A 25,310-nucleotide genomic window follows, 5' to 3' on the forward strand; every position below is an offset into this window, starting at 1 on the left:
TAGACGTTCGCGGCCGGACTCGGGACGAAACCGAAACGTGCGGCGACGTCGGCGCGCCGCATCGGTTGCAGCGGCAACACTCGGTGGTTGTTCCAGTGGAAGTCGCCGCTCATCGAATCGTCGGCGAGCGTCGCATGATCGGAGAAGACCTGCAGATCGTGATCGTGCAGAACCGCGACTCTTGTACACGCCGAGTTGTCGGCGAACAGAATCCCGCCTTCTTCATCGACAAAGACAGCAGCGGGCTCGAAAGCGCCGCCGGCCTGATCCTGCAGCGCGAGCGCCCCATCGGCTCCGGCCGACAGCCGCACCACCCACGGGGTATAACCCAGTTCGACATACACCCGCTGCGGGCCGTTCTGGAAAAACCACTGGCCGCGTTCGTCGGCGTCGTAGTTGCGGTTGATGAACCCGAGCAGCGCCTCATGCCGGATCGGCTCGCCCGGCGCACCGCTCGCCTGGGCGGCTTCGTCGCGCATGCGCCAGTTGCCGCGCCGGTCCAGCATCAGCCAGCCGGTGCAACTCGGAACGTTCGGCCACTTGGCCAGAGCCTGCCTGACGATGTCATCCATGATCGACGTGTTGCTCCAGGTAGCCGAACACGCGCCGCGACAGCCAGTCGATGCGGCCCGGAAACGGCCCGGTCATGAAGCCGGCGTGGCCGCCGTGCCTCGGTTGGTCGAGTTCCACCGCCGCCGACACTTCGTGCCGCGACGGCAACGCCCCGGCCGGAAGGAACGGGTCGTTGCGCGCGTTCAGGACCAGCGTCGGCACCTGAATGTGCGGCAGGAGCGGGCGCGTGGTCGCGGTGCTCCAATACTCGTCGGTATTGCGAAAGCCGTGCAGCGGCGCGGTCACCACGTTGTCGAACTCGTACATCGTGCGGCTCGCCAGCATCGCGTCGCGGTCGAACAGGCCGGGGAACTGGACCAGCTTCTGCCCGGCTTTCTGCTTGAGCGTCTTCAGGAAACTGCGCGTGTAGACGAGGCCGAAGCCCTGCGACAACGCGCGGCCGCCAGCATGCACGTCGATCGGCGTCGAAATCGCGGCCGCCGCCGCGACCACCGACGCCGCTTCGTCGCGCCGCTCGCCGAGCCAGCGCAGCAGCACATTGCCGCCGAGCGACACGCCCGCCGCGACGACCGGCCCACGATGCGCGGCGCGCAAGCGGCGCAGCACCCAATCGACTTCGTTGCTGTCGGCGAGGTGATAAAAGCGCGGCAAGCGATTCAACGTGCCGCTGCAACTGCGAAAGTGCGGCACGACGCCGTGCCAGCCATAGTCGCGCGCGGCCGCCATCAAGCTGACCGCATAGTGCGATGCCGAGCTGCCTTCGAGCCCGTGAAACAGCACGAAGAGCGGGGCATCGGCGGCCGGAATCCTGGCCGCGGCGCCTGGCGCGAGCGACGACGTTGAGGACTGGCCGTCATGCACGACCCAGTCGAGATCGATGAAGTCGCCGTCCGGCGTGTCCCAGCGCTCGCGCCGCAACGACACCGCCGGACGGCGCGCGAACAGCGACGGCACGATGGTTTGCGCGTGCCGGTTCGGCAACCAGAGCGGGGCGCGGTAGAGCAGCTCGACGGTGGCCTCGGCGGCGGCCGCGACCGTGGAGCGGGCCGTGCCGGAGTAAGCGGGTTTATCGTGCGTCGAACTCATGCCGGCGTTGGAGCGAATAAGTAAAGCGCGAACCTCACTCTGAGCTCGAGCCGCGCGTCAGTGCAGCGAGCCCTGGCCATGCCGCATCTTGGTGGCGAACTGGCTGGCGGTCTCGTTCGGCATCGGGCTCGCGTGAATGTGCGCGATGCGCCACTCGCCGCGTTCGTGGACCATTACGTAAGTGGTGAAGACCATCGCGGGCGTGGCGGTCGGGTCGGCCGGACGATGCGCTTCGGCAATCGCGTAGACCACGGTGCCGAGACTGTCGTACACGCGGATGTCGAGCGGCTCGATCGAAACGGGCGCGGCTTCGAGCTGGATCTGCAAGCCGGTGCGAATGCTGTCGAGGCCGTGCAGGTGCGAGCCGTCGGCGCAGATGCAGCTGACGAACTCTTCATCGATCCACAGGCCCATCAAGCTGTCGATGTTGACCTCGGCGACGGCCTGATAGTAGGCGTTCAGGGTATCGGCGGCGGCTTCGAAGATATGGGCAAAACGTGGCATGGCTCGTCAGTCTCTTGTGCGCGGCGCGCGGTTGCGCGACAGCGGTCAGCGGGCGGTCCGGAGCACCGGACCGTCGCACCCGAGCGCCAGAATGCCCGCGCCGCAAGGCGCGAACGTGACGCGACGCGCTCAGGGGCGTGCGGTGTTGCGTACAAGCGTCGGCCGGGTCAGCGTTGCGTCAGCAACATGCCGCGCAAATCGCTGAAGACCTGCTCGGCGCTCAACTGCTTCAGGCAGTTCAGATGACCGAGCGGACACTCGCGCTCAAAACAGGGGCTGCATTCGAGATGGAGCCATTGTACCTTCGCAAGCTCCGACAAGGGCGGCGTGTGGCGCGGATCGGTCGAACCGTACAGGGCCACCAGCGGCCGGCGCAGCGCGGCGGCCACGTGCATCAGGCCGGAGTCGTTGGTGACGACCGCGTTGGCCCGCGAGATCAGCGCGCAAGCTTCGCCCAGCGCGGTCTGGCCGCACAGATTGCGCACGTTCGGCGCTTTCTCGGCGATTGCCTGCGCAAGCGGCGCGTCTTTCGGCGAACCGAGCGCGACGATCTGCGTGTACGGGAACGACTGGCCGACCATCTGCGCGAGCGCCGCGAAGTGCTCCGGCGGCCAGCGCTTGGCGGGGCCGTATTCGGCGCCCGGGCAGAACACGAGCAGCGGCACCCGCGTATCCAGATTGAAGCGCGCCGACACGCGCGACGCTTCGTTCAGATCCGCGTCGAGGCGCGGCATCGGCAGGTCGTCGGGGAGCTTGGCGCCGGGCGCGTAGGCGAGGGCGGCGTACTGGCGGACCATCGGCGGGCGCTCGTCCTTGCGCGGATTCGCGTGACGCACGTTCAGCAGGCCGTAGCGGCTTTCGCCGGTATAGCCGATGCGCAGCGGTATGCCGGCCATCCACGGAATCAGCGCCGATTTGAGCGAGTTCGGCAGCACATACGCCGCGTCGTAGCCGACGTCGCGCAGATCGCTCGCCAGCTGCCAGCGACGCAGCATTTGCAGCTTGCCGTGCGCGAGGTCGGTGGCGTAGACATCGCGGATTTCGGGCATGCGTTCGAGCACGGGCGCGACCCACGAGGGCGCGACCGCGTCGATGACGATGCGCGGATGCAATTTCACGAGGCGCGCAAACAGCGGCTGCGCCATCAATGCGTCACCGATCCAGTTCGGTGCGATAACCAACGCGCGACGCATCAGATTCAGTGTCCGGTGTCGAAATGAGATGCCGCGCGCGCAATGCGCGTGGCATTCGGATTGGTGAAAGTGGAAAAGCCGCCAACCGTGCGGCGCGCTTGCGGCGTGGCCGGAAGGGTCGCGGTGGCGGTGGCGGCCCTGCTGCGGCGTGTTTGCGCTTGCGTGCGTGTTGACGATGTTGTGCGTGCGTACCGTGCAGCCGGGCCAGGCTCGCCAGACCACGAAGCGGCGAGCGAAATCATCAGCCAGTCAGTCAGCACAGCAATGCAGAGCGGGCAGCGAAGCGGTTGACAGTGCGGCACCGCGCCGCCTCTCGAACCCGGCGACACGGCGCAGCGCGCATAAAACGCCCGTTAACCCAACGCCAACAACTCCCGCACGACACCCACACACAGCGCCGCAAGCAACCAACGCTCACTGCGCCGTGTTCAATGCCCCTTGACGACTTCGCCCTCGCGGAGTTTGTAGCGCGTGCTGCAATACGGGCAACGCGCCTCGCCGTGCGTGACATCGATAAAGACGCGCGGATGCGCGCTCCAGCGCGGCATGGCCGGGTTCGGGCAGTACGCCGGCAGGTCTTTTGCCGACAGTTCGACCAGCGGCATTTCCTTGATTTCGCTCATGGGACTTTCTCGTTGTATGCAGGGTGCGGGCGTTGCGCCGGTCAAGCCCGGACCGGCAAGAGCCAAAGGTTCGGCTGGGGTCAGCTTGCCGGCGCAGCGCGCATTAGATCTTGGTCAGCCAGTGCGCGTACTTGTCACTCTTGCCGTTCACCACGTCGAAGAACGCCGACTGCAGCTTCTCGGTGACCGGGCCGCGTGCGCCTGCGCCGATCGTGCGGTTGTCGAGTTCGCGGATCGGCGTGACTTCGGCGGCGGTGCCGGTGAAGAACGCTTCGTCGCAGGTGTACACCTCGTCGCGGGTGATGCGCTTTTCGATCACGGGGATGCCCATGTCGCGCGCCAGCGTGATGACCGTGTCGCGCGTAATGCCGTCGAGGCACGACGACAGGTCCGGCGTGTACAGCTTGCCGTTGTTGACGAGGAAGAAGTTCTCGCCCGAGCCTTCCGACACATAGCCGTCGACGTCGAGCAGCAGCGCCTCGTCGTAGCCGTCGGCGATCGCTTCCTGGTTGGCGAGGATCGAGTTCACGTACCAGCCCGACGCCTTCGCGCGGACCATCGACACGTTCACGTGATGGCGCGTGAACGACGAGGTCTTCACGCGGATGCCCTTGGCGATGCCGTCTTCACCGAGGTAAGCGCCCCACGGCCAGGCGGCGATGGCGACGTGGATCGTGTTGCCCTTGGCCGACACGCCGAGCTTTTCCGAACCGACCCAGATGATCGGGCGCAGGTAGCAGGAATCGAGCTTGTTTTCGCGGACCACTTCGCGCTGCGCGGCGGCGAGCGTTTCGTGGTCGAACGGCACGTCCATCTGGAAGATCTTGGCCGAGTTCAGCAGACGCTTGGTGTGCTCCTGCAGACGGAAAATCGCGGTGCCGCCGCCGGCCGTCTTGTAGGCGCGCACGCCTTCGAAAACGCCCATGCCGTAATGCAGCGTGTGGGTGAGCACATGGATCTTGGCATCGCGCCACTCGATGAGCTTGCCATCCATCCAGATCTTGCCGTCACGGTCGGCCATTGACATACGATTCTCCAGCAGGTGCGTTATGAGGTGCGACTACGCGCGTCAGGCGCAGCCAAGAGCGATATTTTAGCGTCTTTTGCACACGGAACGGGCATTTGGCCGCATTCCCGACGCTATAATCCGGCACACGCCTAATTCAAATCCGGTTGCGCCAGCGGGTGCCTGACGACCTGGCGCTGACTTCCCTTCGTTGCGGCGCATTGGCGCCGGCCCGTTTCGCCTCATGCTCGCTCGTCTGTCAGATACCAACCGCCGCGCCTTCCGTGAGGGCGCGCGCGACTACTCGCCCACGCTGATGGCGATTGTCTCGTGGGGCCTCGTCACCGGTATCGCGATGAGCAAATCCGTGCTCACGCTGCCACAGGCGCTCACCATGTCGCTGCTGTGCTACGCCGGCTCGTCGCAGCTGGCGGTGCTGCCGCTGCTCGCCGCCAAGCTGCCGATCTGGACCGTGCTGCTCACGGCGGCCATGGTCAACACGCGATTCGTGATCTTCAGCGTCGGGCTGGCGCCGCATTTCTCCTATCTGTCGATGTGGCGGCGCATCGTGCTCGGCTACTTCAACGGCGACGTGATCTATCTGCTGTTCCAGAAGAAGAGCTTCCCGACCGGCTATGTGCCGGGCAAGGAGCCGTACTACTGGGGCATGGCGGTGTCGAGCTGGCTGTCGTGGCAGGTGTCGTCGATTGCCGGCATCCTGCTCGCGAGCCTGATTCCCGACAACTGGGGACTCGCGCTGGCCGGCACGCTGGCGTTGCTGCCCATCATGGTCTCGGCGATCGCGACGCGCTCCACGCTGGTGGCGGTCAGCATCGCCGGGGTCGTGTCGCTGCTCGCTTTCGACCTGCCTTACCGGCTCGCGTTGCCGCTCGCCGTGATCGCGGCGATCCTCGCGGGCAGCGCCGCCGACCTGATGGTCGAGCGCGCCGATCTGCGCCGCATCCGCAACAGCGCCGGAGACTCCCGATGACATCCACGCAGATCTGGCTAGCCATTTTCGGCATGACCTTCGTCACCGCGCTGACCCGCGCGATGTTTCTGATCGGCGGGGAGCGCACGATGTTGCCGGAGCGCGTGCAGCGGATGCTGCGCTATGCGCCGGCCGCGGCGCTCGCCGCCGTGGTGCTGCCCGACGTGCTGGCCACGCCGGAAGGGCTGTCGTTCGCGCCGACCAACCACGAGTTCTACGCGACGCTGTCCGGTCTCGGATGGTTTATGTGGCGCCGCACCATGCTCGGTACGATCGTCACGGGAATGGTCGTATTCACGTTGTTGCGCCTCTTCGTGTGATAGGGTCAGCAACCGATGCTGCATTGCGTCATGAGTGGCGCATCGCAAATACGGGACATTGGCTCAACTGTGGGTCAGCAGGCAGTGTGGATCAGTTAAAATGGCCGTTTCCGGGTGGAGCGCGCCGCTGCTGGGCGCGAGAGCCGCGGCCTCGCTGGCGGCGCCCGCGCACCTGGACTGGAGCCGCTGTCGTGCCGAAGCGCAGGAAATTGCCGCACATGAAGCCCACGCGCCGTCCGCTACCGCCTTCTCATCAACTCGCACACACACGCCCATGAACAAGGTATTGCGTCTCTCCGATCTGATCGCCGAAGGCAAGCTGTCCGGCAAACGCGTGTTCATCCGCGCCGATCTGAACGTGCCGCAGGACGATCAAGGCAACATCACCGAAGACACCCGCATCCGCGCCTCGGTACCGGCCATCAAGGCGTCGCTCGACGCAGGCGCCGCCGTGATGGTCACGTCGCACCTGGGCCGCCCCACCGAGGGCGACTTCAAGCCGGAAGACTCGCTCGCGCCGGTCGCGAAGCGTCTGGCCGAACTGCTCGGCCGCGACGTGCCGCTGGTCGCGAACTGGGTTGAAAACGGCGTGAACGTCGCGCCGGGGTCGGTCGTGCTGCTCGAAAACTGCCGCGTGAACAAGGGCGAAAAGAAAGATTCCGACGAGCTCGCGCAGAAGATGGCGAAGCTCTGCGACATCTACGTGAACGACGCGTTCGGCACCGCGCACCGCGCCGAAGCCACCACCCACGGCATCGCCAAATATGCGCCGGTCGCCTGCGCGGGTCCGCTGCTGGCGGCCGAGCTCGAAGCGCTCGGCCAAGCGCTGGGCGCGCCGAAGCGGCCGCTGGTGGCGATCGTCGCCGGCTCGAAGGTGTCGACCAAGCTGACCATCCTGAAGTCGCTCGCCGAGAAGGTCGATCAGCTGATCGTCGGCGGCGGCATCGCCAACACGTTCATGCTGGCCGCCGGCCTGAAGATCGGCAAATCGCTCGCCGAAGCCGATCTGGTCGACCAGGCCAAGGCCATCATCGACGCGGCCAAAGCCCGCGGCGCATCGGTGCCGATCCCGACCGACGTGGTCACGGCCAAGGAGTTTTCGCCCACCGCCAAGGCCGAAGTGAAGGCCGTCGCGGACGTGCAAGACGACGACATGATCCTCGACATCGGACCGGACACCGCCAAGGCGCTCGCCGCGCAGTTGGAGAAGGCCGGCACGATCGTGTGGAACGGCCCGGTCGGCGTGTTCGAATTCGACCAGTTCGGCAATGGCACGAAGACGCTGGCGGACGCAATCGCCAGGTCCTCGGCGTTCTCGATCGCAGGCGGCGGCGACACGCTCGCGGCCATCGCCAAGTACGGCATCCACGACAAGGTCAGCTACATCTCCACGGGCGGCGGCGCCTTCCTCGAGTTCCTCGAAGGCAAGAAGCTGCCGGCGGTCGAAGTCCTGGAATCGCGGGCTTAACGTGGCGACGCGCTCTCCCACGGCAAAGTCTGCAAAGGCGCGCGGCGGCAAGTCGCCGCGCAGTACCGCAGCAGTGACGGCAGGAGAGCGCGCAGCACGCTCTGCCGCCAATCCGGCGGCGTCCGTCGAACGAGAAGAATCCGAGGCGCCTCTCGCGCTCGCGGAGTTGACCACTGTTACTGTCGACGAACCGGCGGACCTGTCCGCCGCACCGGCCGCTCAGGCCGCGCCGTCGCAGGCAGAACTCCTGGACGAAGAGACCGTCCCCCGGCCGGCACCGCCCGTGCTGGCCTCGAACACCGCATCACCTCATAAAGCGACGCTGGTTTCAACCGGCGCGCAGCCCCTGGCAGCATCTTTCGGTGCGCAGCCTCCGCATCCGACTCGCAGCGCTCTTTCCAGCGATCCTATCCAGACGAGGAGACTCATGCATCGCGCCACCAAGATTGTCGCTACCATCGGACCGGCTTCCAACACGCCGGAAATCCTGCTGCAAATGATTCAGGCGGGGTTGGATGTGGTGCGGCTCAATTTCTCGCACGGCACCGCCGACGACCACCGCCAGCGCGCCGAATTCGTGCGCGAGGCGGCCCGCCAGGCCGGCCGCGAAGTCGCCATCATGGCGGACCTGCAGGGCCCGAAGATCCGCGTCGGCAAATTTGAGAACGGCAAGGTCATGCTGGTTGCCGGCGAGCCGTTCGTCCTCGACGCCGACTGCGAACTCGGCAACGAGCAGCGCGCCGGTCTCGACTACAAGGACCTGCCGCGCGACCTGAAGCCGGGCGACGTGCTGTTGCTCAACGACGGCCTGATCGTGCTGAACGTGCAGCGTGTGATCGGCAACGAAATCCACACGATCGTGAAGATCGGCGGCGAGCTGTCGAACAACAAGGGCATCAACCGCCAGGGCGGCGGCCTGACCGCGCCCGCGCTCACCGCGAAAGACATGGAGGACATCCGCACGGCGATGTCGCTCGGCGTCGATTATGTCGCAGTGTCGTTTCCGAAGAACGCCACCGACATGGAAATGGCCCGCCAGCTGGCGAACATCGCCGGCGCGCCGTTCGGCATCAAGCCGAAGATGATCGCCAAGATCGAGCGCGCGGAAGCGATTCCGGCGCTGCAAGGCATTCTCGACTCGTCGGACGGCATCATGGTCGCGCGCGGCGACTTGGCCGTGGAAGTGGGGAATGCCGCAGTTCCCGCGCTGCAAAAGCGGATGATTCGTATGGCGCGCGAATCGAACAAGTTCGTGATTACCGCGACCCAGATGATGGAGTCGATGATCTACGCGCCGGTGCCGACCCGCGCCGAAGTCTCGGACGTCGCCAACGCGGTGCTCGACGGCACGGACGCGGTCATGCTGTCGGCGGAATCGGCGGCGGGCAAGTACCCGGTGCAGACCATCGAGACGATGGCGGCGATCTGTCTCGAAGCCGAGAAGTCGGAGCAGTCGGAGCTGGACCGCGATTTCCTCGACCGCACGTTCACGCGGATCGACCAGTCGATCGCGATGGGCGCGCTCTTCACGGCCTATCACCTGGGCGCGAAGGCGATCGTGGCGTTGACCGAATCCGGCTCGACCGCGCTGTGGATGTCGCGCCACTGGACCCACGTGCCGATCTTCGCGCTCACGCCGCGGGTCGGCAGCGAACGGGCGATGGCGCTGTACCGCAACGTGACGTCGCTGCATCTGGACACCAACACCGACCGTGACACGGCGTTGCAGCAGGCGTTGGAGACGGTGGTCAGCAAGGGTTATGCGTCGCGCGGCGACATGGTGGTGCTGACCGTCGGTGAGCCGATGGGGCAGGCAGGCGGCACCAATACGTTAAAAATCGTACGGGTGGGTGAACCGTACTGATCGGGTCGCAATCGTCTTGCATGGGATGGGGGTAAGCGCTAAAGCGCTAACTCCCGTCGACTCGCGCTACGAGACCGCACGATCGGCACAGGCTGGATTGAGCCACGCAGGCCGGCATGCCCCGCGAGAGGCGGCGCACCGTCTTCAATCGCGTCCGGAGCGGACAGGACCCGCTCGGCGTTTTAGGGACCGTGCGAGAGGGTATGCGGCTTGCTTCGCGATAAAATCGCCCAAAGAAGATGCCGACGGCACACGAATTCGTTTCAATCTAAGGAGTTACAGCATGCCTCTCGTATCAATGCGTCAACTGCTGGACCATGCCGCTGAAAACGGCTACGGCCTTCCGGCATTCAACGTGAACAACCTGGAGCAGGTGCAAGCGATCATGGCGGCGGCCGACAAGGTCAATGCCCCGGTCATCATGCAGGCTTCCGCCGGCGCGCGTAAGTACGCGGGCGAGCCGTTCCTGCGCCACCTGATCGAAGCAGCGGTCGAGTCGTATCCGCATATCCCGGTCGTGATGCACCAGGACCATGGGCAGTCGCCGGCGGTCTGCATGGCGGCAATCCGCAGCGGCTTCACCAGCGTGATGATGGACGGCTCGCTCGAAGCCGACGGCAAGACCGTCGCGTCGTACGAGTACAACGTCGACGTGTCGCGCAAGGTCGTCGAAGCCGCGCATTCGATCGGCGTCACGGTTGAAGCGGAACTGGGCGTGCTCGGCTCGCTGGAAACCATGAAGGGCGACAAGGAAGACGGCCACGGCGCGGAAGGCACGATGACCCGCGAGCAACTGCTGACCGATCCGGAGCAGGCCGCCGACTTCGTCAAGCTGACCCAGTGCGACGCATTGGCGATCGCGATCGGCACCTCGCACGGCGCGTACAAGTTCAGCAAGAAGCCCACCGGCGACATCCTGTCGATCCAGCGCATTAAGGAAATCCACCAGCGTATTCCGAACACGCACCTGGTGATGCACGGCTCGTCGTCGGTGCCGCAGGAACTGCTCGCCGAAATCCGCGAATTCGGCGGCGACATGAAGGAAACCTACGGCGTGCCGGTCGAGGAAATCCAGGAAGGCATCCGCAACGGCGTGCGCAAGGTCAACATCGACACCGACCTGCGTCTGGCGATCACCGGCGCGATCCGCCGCTACATGGCGACCAATCCGGGCAAGTTCGATCCGCGCGATTATCTGAAGCCGGCGCGCGAAGCGGCGATGAAGATCTGTATCGACCGTTACACGCAATTCGGCTGCGAAGGCCAGGCCGGCAAGATCAAGCCGGTTTCGCTTGATAAAATCGCGGAGAAGTACAAATCGGGCGAGCTTGCGCAAGTCGTCCGTTAAGCTATAACTGCTCTGCACCTGGCCGTTTGGCCAGGTTGTCGTTAGATCGCCGTTCCCGCATCATCCGGGGAACGGCGTTTCCCTTTTGTTCCGGTCACACTTTTTGCCTCACTTTTAGCGAACCACGACGATGTCTACCCTTTACGAATCCACGCTCCGCTCGCTGCCGCTGCTCGGCCGCGGTAAAGTCCGCGACAACTATGCGGTGGGCAACGACCAGTTGCTGATCGTCACGACCGACCGTCTGTCGGCGTTCGACGTCATCATGGGCGAGCCGATTCCGAACAAGGGTCGCGTGCTCAACGAGATGGCGAACTTCTGGTTCGAGAAACTGAAGCATGTGGTGCCGAACCACCTGACGGGCGTCGCGCCCGAGTCCGTGGTCGCGGCCGACGAAGTCGAGCAGGTCAAGGGCCGCGCGGTGGTCGTCAAGCGCCTCGAACCGATCCTCGTCGAAGCGGTGGTGCGCGGCTATCTGGCCGGCAGCGGCTGGAAAGACTACCAGGCAACCGGCTCCGTGTGCGGCGTGCAATTGCCGGCGGGTCTGCAAAACGCGCAGAAGCTGCCGGAGCCGATCTTCACGCCGGCGGCCAAGGCCGAAATGGGCCACCACGACGAAAACATCACCTACGACGAGATGGAACGCCGCATCGGCACCGAACTGTCGGCCACGATCCGCGACATCTCGATCAAGCTGTACAAGGAAGCCGCTGATTACGCGGCGACGCGCGGCATCATCATCGCGGACACGAAGTTCGAATTCGGCCTGGACAATCACGGCAAGCTGTACCTGATGGACGAGGCGCTGACCGCGGATTCGTCGCGCTTCTGGCCGGCGGATCAGTATCAGGTCGGCACCAACCCGCCGTCGTTCGACAAGCAGTTCGTGCGCGACTGGCTCGAAACCCAGGACTGGAAGAAGGAACCGCCGGCGCCGAAGCTGCCGGACGACGTGGTCACGAAGACGGGCGAAAAGTATCAGGAAGCGCTCGAACGCCTGACCGGGCACAAGCTCGCCTGACCAGAAGCGCCGTTCGGGAAACAAGGAAGCCGTAAAGATGAGTGAAGCTCAGACCGCCCATACGCATGGCGCGCCGGTTGTCGGCGTGCTGATGGGCTCCAGTTCCGACTGGGAAATCATGAAGAACGCCGTGGCGATTTTGCAGGAATTCGGCGTGCCGTATGAAGCGAAAGTCGTGTCCGCGCATCGCATGCCCGACGAAATGTTCGCCTATGCTGAGAGTGCGCGCGAGCGCGGCATTCGCGCGATCATCGCGGGTGCGGGCGGCGCGGCGCATCTGCCGGGCATGCTGGCCGCCAAGACCACGGTGCCGGTGCTCGGCGTGCCGGTGGCGAGCAAGTATCTGAAGGGTGTCGATTCGTTGCATTCGATCGTGCAGATGCCCAAGGGTGTGCCGGTCGCGACGTTTGCGATCGGCGAAGCGGGCGCGGCGAATGCGGCGCTGTTCGCGGTGTCGCTGTTGAGCGGCACAAGTCCCGAGTATGCGGAAAAGCTGGCTGCGTTCCGCGTGCGCCAGAACGAAGCGGCTCACGCAATGGTATTGCCGGCGCTGTAATAGCGCGCGGGCTGATTGCTTTAAGACGTCCCCCTGTCCGACCCCCGGCCGGGTGCCCGTAGTCGCACGACTGCTGGCGCACCCGGCCGCGACCGACCACTGAGATGAACCCAGACAACACACCGGTTTCACCGATTCTGCCCGGCGCATGGCTTGGCATGGTCGGAGGCGGCCAGCTCGGCCGCATGTTCTGCTTTGCCGCCCAGGCGATGGGCTATCGCGTCGCCGTGCTCGATCCGGACGAAAGCAGTCCGGCGGGCGCCGTCGCCGACCGCCATCTGCGCGCGGCATACGACGACGAAGCGTCGTTGACCGAACTCGCGCGGCTGTGCGCGGCGGTGTCGACGGAATTCGAAAACGTCCCGGCCGCGAGCCTCGACTTTCTCGCGAAGACCACGTTCGTGAGTCCGGCGGGCCGTTGCGTCGCGGTGGCCCAGGACCGCATCGCCGAGAAGCGTTTTATCGCGTCGTCGGGCGTGGCGGTGGCGCCGCACGTGGTGATCGAGTCGTCGGACGCGCTGGCCGCGCTCGACGACGCCAAACTCGAAGCCGTGCTGCCGGGCATCCTCAAGACCGCCCGCATGGGTTACGACGGCAAAGGCCAGATCCGCGTGCGTAACGCCGAGGAAGTGCGCGAGGCGCATGCTTCGCTCGGCGGCGTGCCGTGCGTGCTGGAAAAGCGTTTGCCGCTGAAGTTCGAAGTGTCGGCGCTGATCGTGCGCGCGTCGAGCGGCGGGTCGGCGGTCTATCCGCTCGCGCAGAATACGCACCGCGACGGCGTGCTGTCGCACACCATCGTGCCGGCGCCGGACGCGAGCCCGACGCTCGTTCAGCAGGCGCAGCAGGCCGCGCTGCAGATCGCGGACAAGCTCGGCTATGTCGGCGTGCTGTGCGTCGAGTTCTTCATTCTTGAAGACGGTTCGCTGGTGGCCAACGAAATGGCGCCGCGCCCGCACAACTCCGGCCACTACACCGTCGACGCCTGCGCGACCAGCCAGTTCGAACAGCAGGTGCGCGCGATGACCGGCATGCCGCTCGGCGACCCGCGTCAGCATTCGCCGGCGGTGATGCTGAACATTCTCGGCGACGTGTGGTTCCCCGACGGTCCGAAGCGCGCGGCGGTCACGCCGCCGTGGCACGAAGTCGCCGCGATGCCGGCGGCGCGGCTGCATTTGTACGGCAAGGAAGAGGCGCGCTGCGGCCGCAAGATGGGGCACGTGAACTTCACGGCGGCTACGCTCGAGGAAGCCCGCACGGCCGGGCGAGATTGCGCGCGGCTCCTGCATATCATCACGAGCTGACGCGAGCGCCATGCCGGATCGACAGAACCCCGCTGAAGGCGCCGCTAGCGCATTACCTGTGAGCGCCGCGCAGATCGAGCACGCGGCGGCATTGCTCGACGCGGGCGGTCTGGTCGCGTTTCCCACGGAGACGGTGTATGGCCTCGGCGGCGACGCCGAGAGTCCGGACGCGGTTGCGCGCATCTACGCCACGAAGGGCAGGCCGGCCAACCATCCGGTCATCGTGCACCTGGCGCCGCAAGGCGATCCGAACTACTGGGTCGAGCACTTGCCGGCGGACGCACAGCGCCTGATCGACGCGTTCTGGCCAGGCCCGCTCACGCTGATCCTGAAGCGCGCCGCGCGGATTCCGGCTGCGGTCAGCGGCGGCCAGGATTCGGTGGGATTGCGCTGTCCGTCGCATCCGGTCGCGCAGGCCTTGCTCGAAGCGTTCAGCGCATTGCGCGGTGGTCATGGCGGCGTGGCTGCGCCGTCGGCGAATCGCTTCGGACATGTGAGTCCGACCACGGCGCAACATGTGCGCGACGAATTCGGCAGTGCGATTCATGTGCTGGACGGCGGCGCGTCGGATGTCGGGATCGAATCGACCATCGTGGATCTGTCGCGCGGTTTCCCGGCGCTATTGCGGCCCGGCCGCGTGACACCGCAAGACATTGCCGAGGTGCTCGGCGAAGCGCCGCGTTTGCCGGACGGATCCGATGCGACTGCGCCGCGGGCTTCCGGGACACTGAAGGCGCACTACGCGCCGCGCACGCCGTTGGCGTTGTTGCCGTTCGGTGCGCTCGAGCCCTTGCTCGCCGCGCGCGAAGTGGGCGAGCGGGTGGCCTTGGTCGCGAGGGCTTCGCGTGCCGGGCATTGGGCCGAGATGGAAGGCGTGTATTTCATCGCCGCGCCTGAAGATCCGCACGTGTACGCGCGCGAGTTGTACGGCTTGCTTCGTGCGCTGGATCGCGCGAATGTCTCGCGAATCTTGATCGAGAAGCTGCCCGAGACGATTGAATGGATCGCGGTGAATGACCGGCTCGGTCGGGCTGCGGCTGCGTTCGAAGCACAAGGATAGGCGCGGCCTGGTTAGCACCGCGCCCATCCTGTCGCCGCTATGCGGCCATCGTCAACTTACTTCCCCAACCCAGTCGCCGCGATCTGCTGTTCGACGAATTGCGCGAACAAGGCGTGCAAGTGCGTGCTCGGATGGACCATGTCCGCGAACATGTAGGTCTGGTCTGCGCCAGCCACCGTGTACGTCTGCGGCGAGCAGAACAGCGACATGCCGAACTGGGCGCCGTACTGCTCCGGGGTCAGCCCGTTCGTCGCGCTCGGATTGGCCCTGGCGTAAGCGGTTGCGTTGTTCTGCATCGACGTCAGGTCACACGCTGTGTCGGTGTTGGACACCTTGAAGCCGAGCGCCTGGTAGTTCGGCAACTGCTGATCCAGCCACGTGAACGCATCGGCCACGATCACCTTGCCCGTACCCACCAGGCCGAGGGCCGTCAGGTTCTGGACGAGCAGATAGTTATATGCCGCGCTGATTCCCGTCAGCAGTGCAGCCGCGCCAGGCGATTGCAAGTTGGCTGCGACGCCTTGCGGCGTGCTGCCGATGTCAGGCACCGTCGACACCACCACGTGAGTCGCACCCGAGTTGACGATGGTCTGGACTTGTGCGGCGAGCTGGGTGGCGGCCTGCGCGATCTGGGGGTTGGCCAGTTTCTGCAGGTAGCCGGCGATGAACGCGACCTGGCCTGCCTGCGAGTTTGGCAGTGTGCCGGCCCGCACGAGCTGCGGGTATTGTGTCTGTAGCGCGGCGCCGAGCGCCGCAAGATTGCCGCTGGCCTCCGCGAACTGGAAGATGTCGTTCGCGCCACCGTTCACCAGCACGAGCTGGTTCGAGTTGAAGCTCGTGTGTGCGCTCAGGTAGTTCGCCACCTGCGTCACGACCGGCACCGTCGTAGCCGCCATACTATTCGGCGCCCAGCCTTTACCTTGAGGGTTGACGACGTCCGAGCCGCCCTGCGCATAACCGAAGCCGCCTGCTGCGACCAGCGGCTTGCCGAAGCCGCCGAGGTACGCCGCGGTCAACGTGCCGCCGTAGTACTCGGCAACCTTCTGCGTCCACACCTCACCCGGGTTGGTCGTGAAGCGGCCGCCACCGAAGCTCGCCTGAATCACCGGCGCATACGTGCCGACATCCGACAGGCTGTCGCCGAACGACACCACCTGCAACTTGACGCCACCCACGGGCGTACTACTCGTATTGTTGTTGTCATCGCTGCTGCCGCCGCCGCAAGCCGCGAGCAGGGCGAACGCAGCGCTAGCCAGCGCAATCTGCGTGACGCGAATGAATTGACGGTTCTTCGATGTTGTTTGCTTCATGTTGACTACATCTCCTCGTTTATGTGGTCCTTGTGCCATGTGTTGCAGGCAGCGCCCGCCGCGTCGGCAGCGTGGCGACAGCTTACAGAATCTTCTACGGCCTGCGCGGCGTTCGAAACGCGGCCGTATGGTTTGCGTTCACAGTCGATTGCCCGGTCTCCTGTTCTCTCATCGGCTGTTCGCGTGACTGTGCATCAGCAACGACCGAGCCTGCGGCGCGACGCGCATGATAGTCGGCGGCCCACGCGGGCGGCGCGAACAATGCGCGCCACTTGTCGCGCCAGCCGCGCACGCTCGCGAAGTCGGCGCCCATCGACGCCCATTCGTGAAACGTCGCCTTCAGCGGGTTGTACGTATGCAGCGGTTCGACGATGCCGTACACCGGCGCGTCGCGCGGATCCTCGTCGACGTAGCTGCCGAACAGGCGGTCCCAGATCACCAGCACGCCCGCGTAGTTGCGGCCGATGTAACGGTCGTTGCGCGCGTGATGCACGCGATGAATCGACGGCGTATTGAACACGCATGCGACCCGGCCGAGCTTGCCGATTGCCTGGGTGTGCACAAAGAACTGGAAGCCGAGATTGATCAGCACGATCGCGACGATCTGCTTCGGCGCAAAGCCGAGCACGGCGAGCGGAATCCAGAACAGCCACATGCCGGCAATCGGATACATGAGGCTCTGGCGGAACGCGGTCGAGAAATTCATGCGCTCCGACGAGTGATGCACGACATGCGCGGCCCACAACCAGCGCACGCGATGGCTGCAACGATGAAACACGTAGTAGAGCAGGTCCTGCGCGACGAACAGCACGACGAACGACACCCAGTTCGCCGGCCACGTATAGATGCGGTAGTGCTGGTAGAAAAACGCGTAGATGGGAATGATCGGGAGCCACGCGAGCTTGTCGGCGGCTTGTTGCATCAGCGCGAGCGCGGCGTTGCAGAACGTGTCGCGCCAGCTATAGATCGGCTCGCCCGGTCGCGTGCGCCGCAGGTGCCACGCCTCCCAGCCGATACATGCGAGAAAGACTGGCGCCATGGCGAGCAGCAGCAATTCAGCATCGAATTGCATGGTGTCTTCCTCCGTGGTCCCTGTCCGCTGCGTGGTTCGCCGCGGGCGGTGTCGTTATCGTTCGAGTGAGCCGGCGTCGTCTCGGCGCGCGGCTTGTGCGACACGCATGGCGCTGTGCGCGCGCATCAAACACTGCCCGACAGCCTACACGTTTAGGGCCTTGCCGCGCGCGGCTTCGCTAGAAGGAATACTCAGTGGGCCCCCCGTTTGTGCGGGTTTTTCCTGGGCCTGACGCGCGGTTCTTCGATGGGGTCGGCGATCTTCGTGAAGCCTTGGGATGGTCCTTGATACACCCATTCGAGCAACGCGTCGTGCGCGGCGCGCGCGGCCTCCGAATGCGGATCGTTGATCAGGCTGACGACCACGTAGCTGTTGCCGTCCGCCGATGCGACATAGCCTGCGATCGCGCGCACGTCGCGCAAGGTGCCGGTCTTGATATGCGCGTTGCCGCCCGCGCCCTGGTTGGCGAGGCGGTTGCGCATCGTGCCGTCGACGCCCGCGATCGGCAGCGATTCGACGAACACCTGCGCGACCGGGCTCGCGTTGGCCCGTTGCAGCAGATCGGCGAGTGCGAGCGCGGTGACGTGCTCGTCGCGCGACAGGCCCGAGCCGTTCTCGAGCGTCAGGTATTGCATGTCGACGCTGTCGCGGCGCAGAAACTCCTCGATCGCGCGCGCCGATTTGGCGGCCGTCGCGGGCGGCCTTTCTTCGGTGGCGCCGATCGTCAGGAACAGGTTGCGCGCCATCGTGTTGTTGCTGAACTTGTTGATGTCGCGAACGATGTCGGACAGCACCGGCCCCTGATGCGTGGCGACCAGTTTGGCGCCGGCCGGCACCGCGCCTTCGCGGGTCGCGCCCTGGAAGGTGCCGCCGGTTTGCTGCCACAGCGCGAGGAAGCCGCCCGCGAAAAACGCCGAGTGATCGAGCACCGCGACGTTGACCGTGCGCGCGTCGCAGCGCAGCGAGTAGTCGCCGGTGAAGGAGGCCACGACGGTGCCGTTGGGCTGCGGCGTGACAGTGGGCGACACCGAGGCCGAGTCGCCGCGGCACGGACCGTTGACCGCGCGCATCTGATTGTCGATCTGCAGTTGCGCGAGCGGCGGCAGTACGTCGATCGCGACCTTGCCGTCGGGCGACGGCGTCACCGTGAACGATAGCGCCTTGAATGCGTACAGCAGCGGATCGGGGCCGACGTTGTACGGCGCGGTGGCGTCGTCGTCGAACGGCGGCAGGTCGCGCGTCGACGGATCGAAGTAGCGCTTGTCGAGCACCAGTGCTCCGTCGATCCCGTTGATGCCCGCCTTGTGGATCTTCTGCACGAGGTCGATCAATTCTTCCGGCACGAGCTTCGGATCGCCGGTGCCTTGAATGTACAGATTGCCGTGCAGCACGCCGTTGCCGTCGAGCGAGCCGTCCGCATAGGCACTCGTGCGCCAGCGATAGTCGGGGCCGAGGATCGACAGACCGGCGTAGGTGGTGACGAGCTTCATCGTCGACGCGGGCATCATCGGCTTGCCGGCGTTCAGCGCGAGGAGCGGCGTGCGGTCGCCGACTTTTTCCACCACCACGCTGATCGACGACAACGGCACGTGCGCGCGCTGCAAGCCGACCATCACCGATTGCGGCAGCACCGTGGTGACGTTGACGCTCGGATGCATCGCCTTGATGCGCGCGTGAGCGGCAAGCGGCAGCACCGCGCCCGCACCGAGCGCGGCGCAGACGACGAGCCATGCCGCCGCGTGGGGGGCGAGCGGGCGACGCACGCGAACGGCAGAGGAGGAAGCGGCTGACGCAGTATTGGCCTCGGCAGCGGCAGCGGCAGCGGCAGCAGAAACAGAAACAGCGGAACGGCGCGGCCGCAGCGCCACGCTGCGTGCGACAAAGGACAGGAAAGCGTGCGTCATGAACGGGCGAAAAGGCAAAATTTCAGGGCGTAGGGCACGCGGCAATTCGGGTGGCATCCATGCATGGGCGTCGCGTCAAACTGATCGACTGCGTGTGGCGCAAGCGGCATCGACCCGTCTCGCAAACGCTTCGGCCAGTCGACGCATATCCGCATGCATGGGCGGCGTGCACGGGGCGACTCAGCGCCGCGCGACGCAAAGCGCACATTGTAGTGACATGCCGCCAGGCTGCGGTGAAAAAAGCGCCACACGCCGCGCACGCCGGGTCGGGCGCTAGAATGCGGCATCAATCAATCGTTTCGGAACGTATAACATGCGCATCTTGCTAGTCGAAGATGACCGGATGATCGCCGAAGGCGTGCGCAAGGCGCTGCGCGGCGAAGGCTTCGCGGTCGACTGGGTGGAAGACGGCGAAGCGGCGCTCAATGCGGTGGCAGGGCAACCTTACGATCTGGTGCTGCTCGATCTCGGCCTGCCCAAGCGCGACGGTCTGGACGTGCTGCGCACGCTGCGTGCGCGCGGCCACGCGTTGCCGGTGCTGATCGTCACCGCGCGCGACGCGGTGGCCGAGCGCGTCAAAGGCCTCGACGCCGGCGCTGACGATTACCTTGTCAAACCTTTCGATCTCGACGAACTCGGCGCGCGCATGCGCGCACTGATCCGGCGGCAATCCGGCCGCAGCGATTCGACGATCCGCCACGGCACGCTGACGCTCGACCCCGCGTCGCATCAGGTCACCCTCGACGGCGCGCCGGTCGCGTTGTCGGCGCGTGAATTCGCTCTGCTCGAAGCGCTGATCGCGCGGCCCGGCGCGGTGCTGTCGAAGAGCCAGCTCGAAGAGAAAATGTACGGCTGGGGTGAGGAGATCGGCAGCAATACCGTCGAGGTCTACATTCACGCGCTGCGCAAGAAGCTCGGCGCGGACCTGATCCGCAATGTGCGCGGTCTGGGCTACATGATCGCGAAGGACGCCTGAGTCGATGCGTTCGATTCGCCGTCAACTGCTGGTCTGGCTGCTGGCGCTGGTGCTGCTCGGCGTCGGCATTGCGGGTTGGCTGATCTACCGGCAGGCGCTTGCGGAAGCCAACGAACTGTTCGATTACCAATTGGAGCAGATCGCCGCGGCGCTGCCGGCCGAGCCGTTTTCGCAGGTGCTCGGTTCGCGCGACACCGGCGACGAAGGCATCGTGCTGCAGATCTGGAATCGCAACGGTGTGCTGATGTACTACTCGCGTCCGCGTGCGCCGCTCGCGCCGCGCGCCGAACTCGGCTTCTCGACCGAACACACGGAGCGTGGCGACTGGCGCGTGTATGGCGCGATCGTCGGCGACAACGTCGTGCAACTGGCGCAGCCGCTGTCCGTGCGCAACCGGCTCGCCGCGAACGTCGCGCTGCGCACCTTGTGGCCGTTGATCGTGCTGCTGCCGTTGTTGGGCGTGGCGGTGTGGGTGATCGTCGGACGCGGGCTGAGGCCGTTGCGGCGCGTGACCAGCGCGCTCGACACGCGTCATCCCGAAGCGCTCGACCCATTGCCGGATCAGCGTCTGCCGCTTGAAGTGCAGCCGCTCGTGCGCGCGTTGAACGGCCTGCTCGAGCGGCTCGCCACCGCGCTCGATATTCAGAAAGCGTTTGTCGCCGATGCCGCGCACGAATTGCGCACGCCGCTCGCCGCGGTGCAGATTCAGGCGCAACTGGTGGGGCGCGCGAAAGACGAAACCGCGCGCAACGAAGCGCTGGCGGATCTGCAAGCGGGCGTCACGCGTGCCACGCGCCTCGCCGAGCAATTGCTGGCGCTCGCGCGTTCCGAACCGGACGGCGTCGCCGTCACCGACGCCGTCGATCTGTGCGCTTTGCTGCACGAGTGCGTGGCGGCCTATGCGCCGCTCGCGGTGGACCGCGGCGTCGATCTCGGTGTCGAGGCGAGCGAGGCGGCGACCGTGATCGGCGATGCCGACGCGCTGCGCGTGATGCTCAACAATCTCGTCGACAATGCTACGAAATACACGCCGCGCGGGGGCCGGGTCGACGTCAGCCTGCGTGTCGAAGAAGGGCATCCGGTGGTGCGGATCGCCGACAGCGGACCAGGGATCGACCCGGCCGAGCGCGATCGCGTGTTCGACCGCTTCTACCGCGCCGGCGCCAGCGCAAATCGCGCGCGCACCGACGTGGCGGGCAGCGGGTTGGGGCTCGCGATCGTGCGCCGCATCGTGATGCAACACCACGCGAGCGTGTCGCTCGACGAGTCGCCGACGGGCGGTTTGCAGGTCGCGGTGCGCTTCTGACTATCAGCCTTTCCGTTCGCAAGGAGATTTGAACGAGGCCTGAACACGCCTCAGGAATAGGGCGTTAGCGATCTGGCGCTGCTTAAGACTCTTTTAAGCGATGGCACGTACGCTGCCCGACATCCAAACCAAGTCTCTTTCTCCAGTCAGGAGTTCACCATGAACGCGAAAACCTTGTCCCGCAGCGCTGTTGCAGCGGCTGTCGCCGTTGCGCTTTCCGCCGGCTATGTGGCGGGCCATCGCGACGTGCCCGCACCGCAGGTGATCTCGCAGGCGCAAGCCGCGCTGATGCCCGCCGAAGCCGCCGCCAAAACCGGCATCCCCGATTTCTCGGGTCTGGTCGAAACCTACGGCCCGGCCGTCGTCAATATCAGCGCGAAGCATGTGGTCAAGCAGGCTGCGCTGCGGGGTAACAGTGCCAACGGCGGCAATGGCGGCAACTTCGGCGGCGGTCAGTTGCCGATCGATCCGAGCGATCCGTTCTATCAGTTCTACAAGCATTTCTTCGGCGGCATGCCGGGCATGCAAGGCGGCGGCGACGGCGGCGATGCCCCGGATCAGCCGAGCGCGAGCCTGGGCTCGGGATTCATCGTCAGCAATGACGGCTACATCCTGACCAATGCGCACGTGGTTGACGGCGCGAATGTCGTCACCGTGAAGCTCACCGACAAGCGTGAATTCAAGGCGAAGGTGGTCGGTGCCGACAAGCAGTCCGACGTCGCCGTGCTGAAAATCGACGCGAGCAACCTGCCGACCGTGAAGATCGGCGATCCGCGTCAAAGCAAGGTCGGGCAGTGGGTGGTCGCAATCGGTTCGCCGTACGGCTTCGACAACACCGTGACCTCGGGCATCATCAGCGCGAAGTCGCGCTCGCTGCCCAACGAAAACTACACCCCGTTCATCCAGACCGACGTGCCAGTGAACCCTGGCAATTCGGGCGGCCCGCTCTTCAATCTGCAAGGCGAAGTGATCGGCATCAACTCGATGATCTATTCGCAAACCGGCGGCTTCCAGGGCCTGTCGTTCGCGATTCCAATCAATGAGGCGATCAAGGTCAAAGACGACATCGTCAAGACCGGCCATGTGAGCCGCGGTCGTCTGGGTGTCGCGGTGCAGGGTATGAATCAGACGTTGGCTAACTCGTTCGGCATGCAGAAGCCGCAAGGCGCGCTGGTCAGCTCGGTCGATCCGAGCGGTCCGGCCTCCAAGGCGGGTCTGCAGCCCGGCGACGTGATCCTGTCGGTGAACGGCGAGCCGGTCAACGACTCGGCGGATCTGCCTGCGCAGATCGCGGGTATCGCACCGGGCACGTCGGCCACCGTGCAGGTGTGGCGCGACAAGGCCGCCAAGGAACTGAAGGTCACCATCGGCTCGTTGTCGGACGCCAAGGTCGCGGCGAACAAGGCCGATCAGCCGACCCAGCTGCAAGGCCGTCTCGGCGTCGCGGTGCGGCCGCTGACCCCGGAAGAGAAGAGTGGCGCGTCCGTGTCGCATGGTCTGCTGGTGCAGCAATCGGGAGGCGCGGCGGAAAGCGCCGGCATCCAAGCGGGCGACGTGATCCTCGCGGTCAACGGCCGGCCGGTCACGAGCGTCGATCAACTGAAGCAGATGGTTGCTGGCGCGGGCAACAGCATCGCGTTGCTGATTCAGCGCGACAACGCACAAATCTTCGTGCCGGTCGATCTCGGCTGATAGCTTCTGCGGGGCGGGACGCGCGAGTACAGGACGGCAGTTTGCCCGATGTCTCGCTCGAACCGCTCATCCCTATAGGTAACGTTTGCCGGTCCTTGCATTTACTGCAACGGACCGGTTTTTTTTCGCCAGTCCCAAACGCGTGCGAGACGGCGCAGCGCGCTCCGCGCCGACACATTGCGGGCGCATCCACGCACTCCCTGCGACCGTTGGCACGCAGGTTGCTTCTCGTCTGTTCCGGACCCTTCGCGGGAGACCCGGGCGACAAAACCTTAACAAGGAGCGAACCGATGAAAACCCAACGCAATCAGCGAAGGATCGTAGCCGCTGCGGTGTGCGCAGCGCTCACGCTCGGTCTGGCGGGTGGTGTATATGCACAGCAGGCAAGCGATGTGACCGGTGGCACGACCACCGACGACACCAGCGCAGGCAACGTCAACGGCGGCGGCCTGCCGCAAGTCCAGCAGCAGGGCGACGTGTCGTTCGTATCGGGCGGCGTCGGCCTCGACGAATCGAAGGCGCTGCAACAGGCGCAAAGCCAGTGGCCGCTGTCGCTGCGCTTCACGGGCCCCAGTTCCGAATTCCTCTCCGACGTCCGGGTGCGCGTGGTCGACGCGCACAACAGCGAGGTGCTGAACACCACGTCGCGCGGCCCCTACATGCTGGTCAAGGTGCGCCCGGGCCGCTACACCGTGCACGCGCAGTACAAGGATCAGGAGCAGACCAAAGCGGTGACGATTCCGGCCAAAGGCACCGCCAAATCCGCTTTTTACTGGAGCACGAAGTAAGCGGCTTCGGCGCCGTGGCCGCTGACGCGACCGATCCAGGCGTTGGACGAAGGCCGCACAATCAGCTGGACTTTGGCCGATAATGAAGCCACGGGGATGCCCGTGGCTTTGCTGTTTGTACGACCGCACACCGACCGCACACCATCACGGAGCCGAGACATGAGCGATGCGTTGACACCTCACGGAAGCCCCGGCGCGAGCACGGGCGGCCATACCATCACGATTAGCGGCAATCACCACCGGGTGCGGGTGATCCACGGTGGCGTGACCATGGCCGATACGCAAGCGGCGCTGACGCTTACCGAGACCGGTCTGTCGGACGTGTTCTACTTTCCGCGCGAACACGTCAACATGGCCCGCCTCGAACGTTCCACGCATACTTCGCACTGCCCGTTCAAGGGGGAAGCCTCGTATTTCCATCTGCGCACCGAAGACGGCGTGATCGAAAACGCCGTGTGGAGCTACGAGGCGCCGCTCGAGCCGGTCATGCAGATCAAAGGCTATCTCGCGTTTTACGCATCGCGCGTCGACCGCATCGATCAGACATCCTGATCCCGCTGTCGAGCGTTCATCGAAGAGGCTGCCATGGAACTGAACGACGCGTTACGGATTCCGCTTGCGCCGTCCGACGTTTGGGAAGCGCTGCAAGATCTCGCGCTGTTGCGTGCCAGCCTCGACAACTGCGAGTCGTTCACGCGCCTCGCGCATGGCGAATATGCGCTGGTCATGACCGTGCCGCTCGGCCCGTTGCGCGCGCATTACGAAGCGCGCGCCCACGTGGCCGGCCAGGATTCCGGACCGGGGGATGCGCAGCGCCGCACCATCAACTTCAAGGCGCGAGCCGGCGGCATCGGCGCGTTGCGCGGACAGATCGAAATACGCGTGCGCGAGGAAGACGGCGCGCATGGCGTGGGCAAGGAGCGCAGCACACGGATTGACTACGCGATCTGGGCGACTTCGTCGGGACCACTCGCCGAACTCCCGACGCGGCAGCTCGAAAATGCGCTGCGTCAGCTGGTCGATGATTTTTTCGCCGAATTCGACGCGGTCGTGCGGGCCAAGCATGGGCAAGGCCCGAATCGCGCGCGCGGTTCGGCGGTGCGGCGGCAGCACGTGTTTCTTCGGCCGATCACGCTGGGCAACATCGCGCGGCGCGCGCGCATGGATCACGGCAGCACGCTGACAACGCGAGCGGCGAGTGCGTCGCATGGTTTGTCGCATGGCGTTTCGCATCGGGAATCGGGGCCGCACGCGGTGCCGAACTGGGCTTGGGCCGCGATGATTTTTCTGGTCGCGCTGCTGTTGTACGTCGCGCGCTGGATTAGCGAGCACTGACGGTGCGATTTGC

At 65.4% G+C, this 25,310-nt stretch carries 24 protein-coding genes; 15 read left to right on the plus strand and 9 right to left on the minus strand.

The window, feature by feature from the left end; genetic code table 11:
* The 6 genes from PQR02_RS23095 to PQR02_RS23120 all read right to left on the minus strand — a co-directional run.
* The coding region (locus tag PQR02_RS23095) for a DUF2946 family protein (protein ID WP_408236335.1) at positions 1 to 572 on the minus strand (572 nt) is incomplete at its 3' end.
* Positions 565 to 1,659, minus strand: a complete 1,095-nt coding sequence (locus PQR02_RS23100; protein WP_408236338.1) for a YheT family hydrolase — start codon at positions 1,657 to 1,659, stop codon at positions 565 to 567. The genes PQR02_RS23100 and PQR02_RS23095, both read right to left, overlap by 8 nt.
* Before the next feature lie 57 nt (positions 1,660 to 1,716).
* Positions 1,717 to 2,163 (minus strand): nuclear transport factor 2 family protein, encoded by a 447-nt coding sequence (locus PQR02_RS23105; protein ID WP_408236341.1) that lies wholly within the window; start codon positions 2,161 to 2,163, stop codon positions 1,717 to 1,719.
* A gap of 167 nt (positions 2,164 to 2,330) precedes the next feature.
* Positions 2,331 to 3,356 (minus strand): lipopolysaccharide heptosyltransferase II, encoded by a 1,026-nt coding sequence (waaF, locus tag PQR02_RS23110; protein WP_408236344.1) that lies wholly within the window; start codon positions 3,354 to 3,356, stop codon positions 2,331 to 2,333.
* Between the two features lie 428 nt (positions 3,357 to 3,784).
* Positions 3,785 to 3,979 (minus strand): zinc-finger domain-containing protein, encoded by a 195-nt coding sequence (locus PQR02_RS23115; protein WP_175149166.1) that lies wholly within the window; start codon positions 3,977 to 3,979, stop codon positions 3,785 to 3,787.
* Between the two features lie 103 nt (positions 3,980 to 4,082).
* The gene (locus tag PQR02_RS23120; protein WP_408236348.1) at positions 4,083 to 5,006 is read right to left on the minus strand and encodes a branched-chain amino acid transaminase; all 924 of its coding nucleotides are present in this window, start codon (positions 5,004 to 5,006) and stop codon (positions 4,083 to 4,085) included.
* 223 nt (positions 5,007 to 5,229) lie between these two features.
* Between PQR02_RS23120 and PQR02_RS23125 the strand changes: the two genes are divergently transcribed.
* The 9 genes from PQR02_RS23125 (at position 5,230) to PQR02_RS23165 (ending at position 14,914) form a co-directional block, all read left to right on the plus strand.
* The gene (locus PQR02_RS23125) at positions 5,230 to 5,976 is read left to right on the plus strand and encodes an AzlC family ABC transporter permease (RefSeq protein ID WP_408236351.1); all 747 of its coding nucleotides are present in this window, start codon (positions 5,230 to 5,232) and stop codon (positions 5,974 to 5,976) included.
* Positions 5,973 to 6,296, plus strand: a complete 324-nt coding sequence (locus tag PQR02_RS23130) for an AzlD domain-containing protein (RefSeq protein ID WP_408236354.1) — start codon at positions 5,973 to 5,975, stop codon at positions 6,294 to 6,296. Before PQR02_RS23125 ends, PQR02_RS23130 begins: the two co-directional genes overlap by 4 nt.
* A 274-nt stretch (positions 6,297 to 6,570) precedes the next feature.
* Positions 6,571 to 7,764, plus strand: coding sequence for a phosphoglycerate kinase (locus PQR02_RS23135; RefSeq protein WP_408236552.1), 1,194 nt, complete (start codon positions 6,571 to 6,573; stop codon positions 7,762 to 7,764).
* Positions 7,765 to 8,191: 427 nt separating this feature from the next.
* Entirely contained in the window at positions 8,192 to 9,628 is a 1,437-nt protein-coding gene (gene pyk / locus PQR02_RS23140) for a pyruvate kinase (RefSeq protein WP_408236357.1), read from the plus strand.
* Between the two features lie 283 nt (positions 9,629 to 9,911).
* Positions 9,912 to 10,976, plus strand: coding sequence for a class II fructose-bisphosphate aldolase (fba, locus tag PQR02_RS23145; protein WP_149671940.1), 1,065 nt, complete (start codon positions 9,912 to 9,914; stop codon positions 10,974 to 10,976).
* A gap of 130 nt (positions 10,977 to 11,106) precedes the next feature.
* Complete coding sequence (locus PQR02_RS23150) at positions 11,107 to 11,997, plus strand: phosphoribosylaminoimidazolesuccinocarboxamide synthase (RefSeq protein ID WP_149671939.1); 891 nt, start codon at positions 11,107 to 11,109, stop codon at positions 11,995 to 11,997.
* Between the two features lie 37 nt (positions 11,998 to 12,034).
* Complete coding sequence (gene purE / locus PQR02_RS23155) at positions 12,035 to 12,553, plus strand: 5-(carboxyamino)imidazole ribonucleotide mutase (RefSeq protein ID WP_408236362.1); 519 nt, start codon at positions 12,035 to 12,037, stop codon at positions 12,551 to 12,553.
* 104 nt (positions 12,554 to 12,657) lie between these two features.
* Positions 12,658 to 13,854, plus strand: coding sequence for a 5-(carboxyamino)imidazole ribonucleotide synthase (locus PQR02_RS23160; RefSeq protein WP_408236365.1), 1,197 nt, complete (start codon positions 12,658 to 12,660; stop codon positions 13,852 to 13,854).
* Positions 13,855 to 13,864: 10 nt separating this feature from the next.
* A complete protein-coding gene (locus tag PQR02_RS23165; RefSeq protein WP_408236368.1) occupies positions 13,865 to 14,914 on the plus strand; it encodes an L-threonylcarbamoyladenylate synthase in 1,050 nt (349 codons plus the stop codon).
* Between the two features lie 56 nt (positions 14,915 to 14,970).
* On the opposite strand, the gene PQR02_RS23170 is transcribed toward PQR02_RS23165, so the two are convergent.
* The 3 genes from PQR02_RS23170 to dacB form a co-directional block, all read right to left on the minus strand.
* Complete coding sequence (locus tag PQR02_RS23170; RefSeq protein ID WP_408236371.1) at positions 14,971 to 16,224, minus strand: SGNH/GDSL hydrolase family protein; 1,254 nt, start codon at positions 16,222 to 16,224, stop codon at positions 14,971 to 14,973.
* Between the two features lie 94 nt (positions 16,225 to 16,318).
* Positions 16,319 to 17,296 carry a sterol desaturase family protein gene (locus PQR02_RS23175; RefSeq protein WP_408236374.1) on the minus strand — a complete coding sequence of 326 codons (978 nt, stop codon included), beginning with the start codon at positions 17,294 to 17,296 and terminating at the stop codon, positions 16,319 to 16,321.
* A gap of 191 nt (positions 17,297 to 17,487) precedes the next feature.
* Positions 17,488 to 19,200, minus strand: coding sequence for a D-alanyl-D-alanine carboxypeptidase/D-alanyl-D-alanine endopeptidase (gene dacB / locus PQR02_RS23180; RefSeq protein ID WP_408236377.1), 1,713 nt, complete (start codon positions 19,198 to 19,200; stop codon positions 17,488 to 17,490).
* A gap of 313 nt (positions 19,201 to 19,513) precedes the next feature.
* On the opposite strand from dacB, the gene PQR02_RS23185 reads away from it, so the two are divergent.
* The 6 genes from PQR02_RS23185 to PQR02_RS23210 all read left to right on the plus strand — a co-directional run bounded on the left by PQR02_RS23185 (position 19,514) and on the right by PQR02_RS23210 (position 25,297).
* Positions 19,514 to 20,176, plus strand: coding sequence for a response regulator (locus tag PQR02_RS23185; protein ID WP_408236380.1), 663 nt, complete (start codon positions 19,514 to 19,516; stop codon positions 20,174 to 20,176).
* A 4-nt stretch (positions 20,177 to 20,180) separates the two neighbouring features.
* The gene (locus tag PQR02_RS23190; RefSeq protein ID WP_408236383.1) at positions 20,181 to 21,482 is read left to right on the plus strand and encodes an ATP-binding protein; all 1,302 of its coding nucleotides are present in this window, start codon (positions 20,181 to 20,183) and stop codon (positions 21,480 to 21,482) included.
* 159 nt (positions 21,483 to 21,641) lie between these two features.
* On the plus strand, positions 21,642 to 23,174 hold the full coding sequence (locus tag PQR02_RS23195) for a DegQ family serine endoprotease (protein ID WP_408236385.1): 1,533 nt from the start codon (positions 21,642 to 21,644) through the stop codon (positions 23,172 to 23,174).
* A 290-nt stretch (positions 23,175 to 23,464) separates the two neighbouring features.
* Entirely contained in the window at positions 23,465 to 23,962 is a 498-nt protein-coding gene (locus PQR02_RS23200; protein WP_408236388.1) for a carboxypeptidase regulatory-like domain-containing protein, read from the plus strand.
* A gap of 159 nt (positions 23,963 to 24,121) precedes the next feature.
* The gene (locus tag PQR02_RS23205) at positions 24,122 to 24,514 is read left to right on the plus strand and encodes a DUF427 domain-containing protein (RefSeq protein ID WP_408236391.1); all 393 of its coding nucleotides are present in this window, start codon (positions 24,122 to 24,124) and stop codon (positions 24,512 to 24,514) included.
* Between the two features lie 33 nt (positions 24,515 to 24,547).
* The gene (locus tag PQR02_RS23210; protein ID WP_408236394.1) at positions 24,548 to 25,297 is read left to right on the plus strand and encodes an SRPBCC family protein; all 750 of its coding nucleotides are present in this window, start codon (positions 24,548 to 24,550) and stop codon (positions 25,295 to 25,297) included.
* Positions 25,298 to 25,310 lie beyond the last annotated feature (13 nt).

The organism is Paraburkholderia sediminicola, assembly GCF_046026895.1.
GTDB classification, from domain to species: domain Bacteria; phylum Pseudomonadota; class Gammaproteobacteria; order Burkholderiales; family Burkholderiaceae; genus Paraburkholderia; species Paraburkholderia sediminicola_C.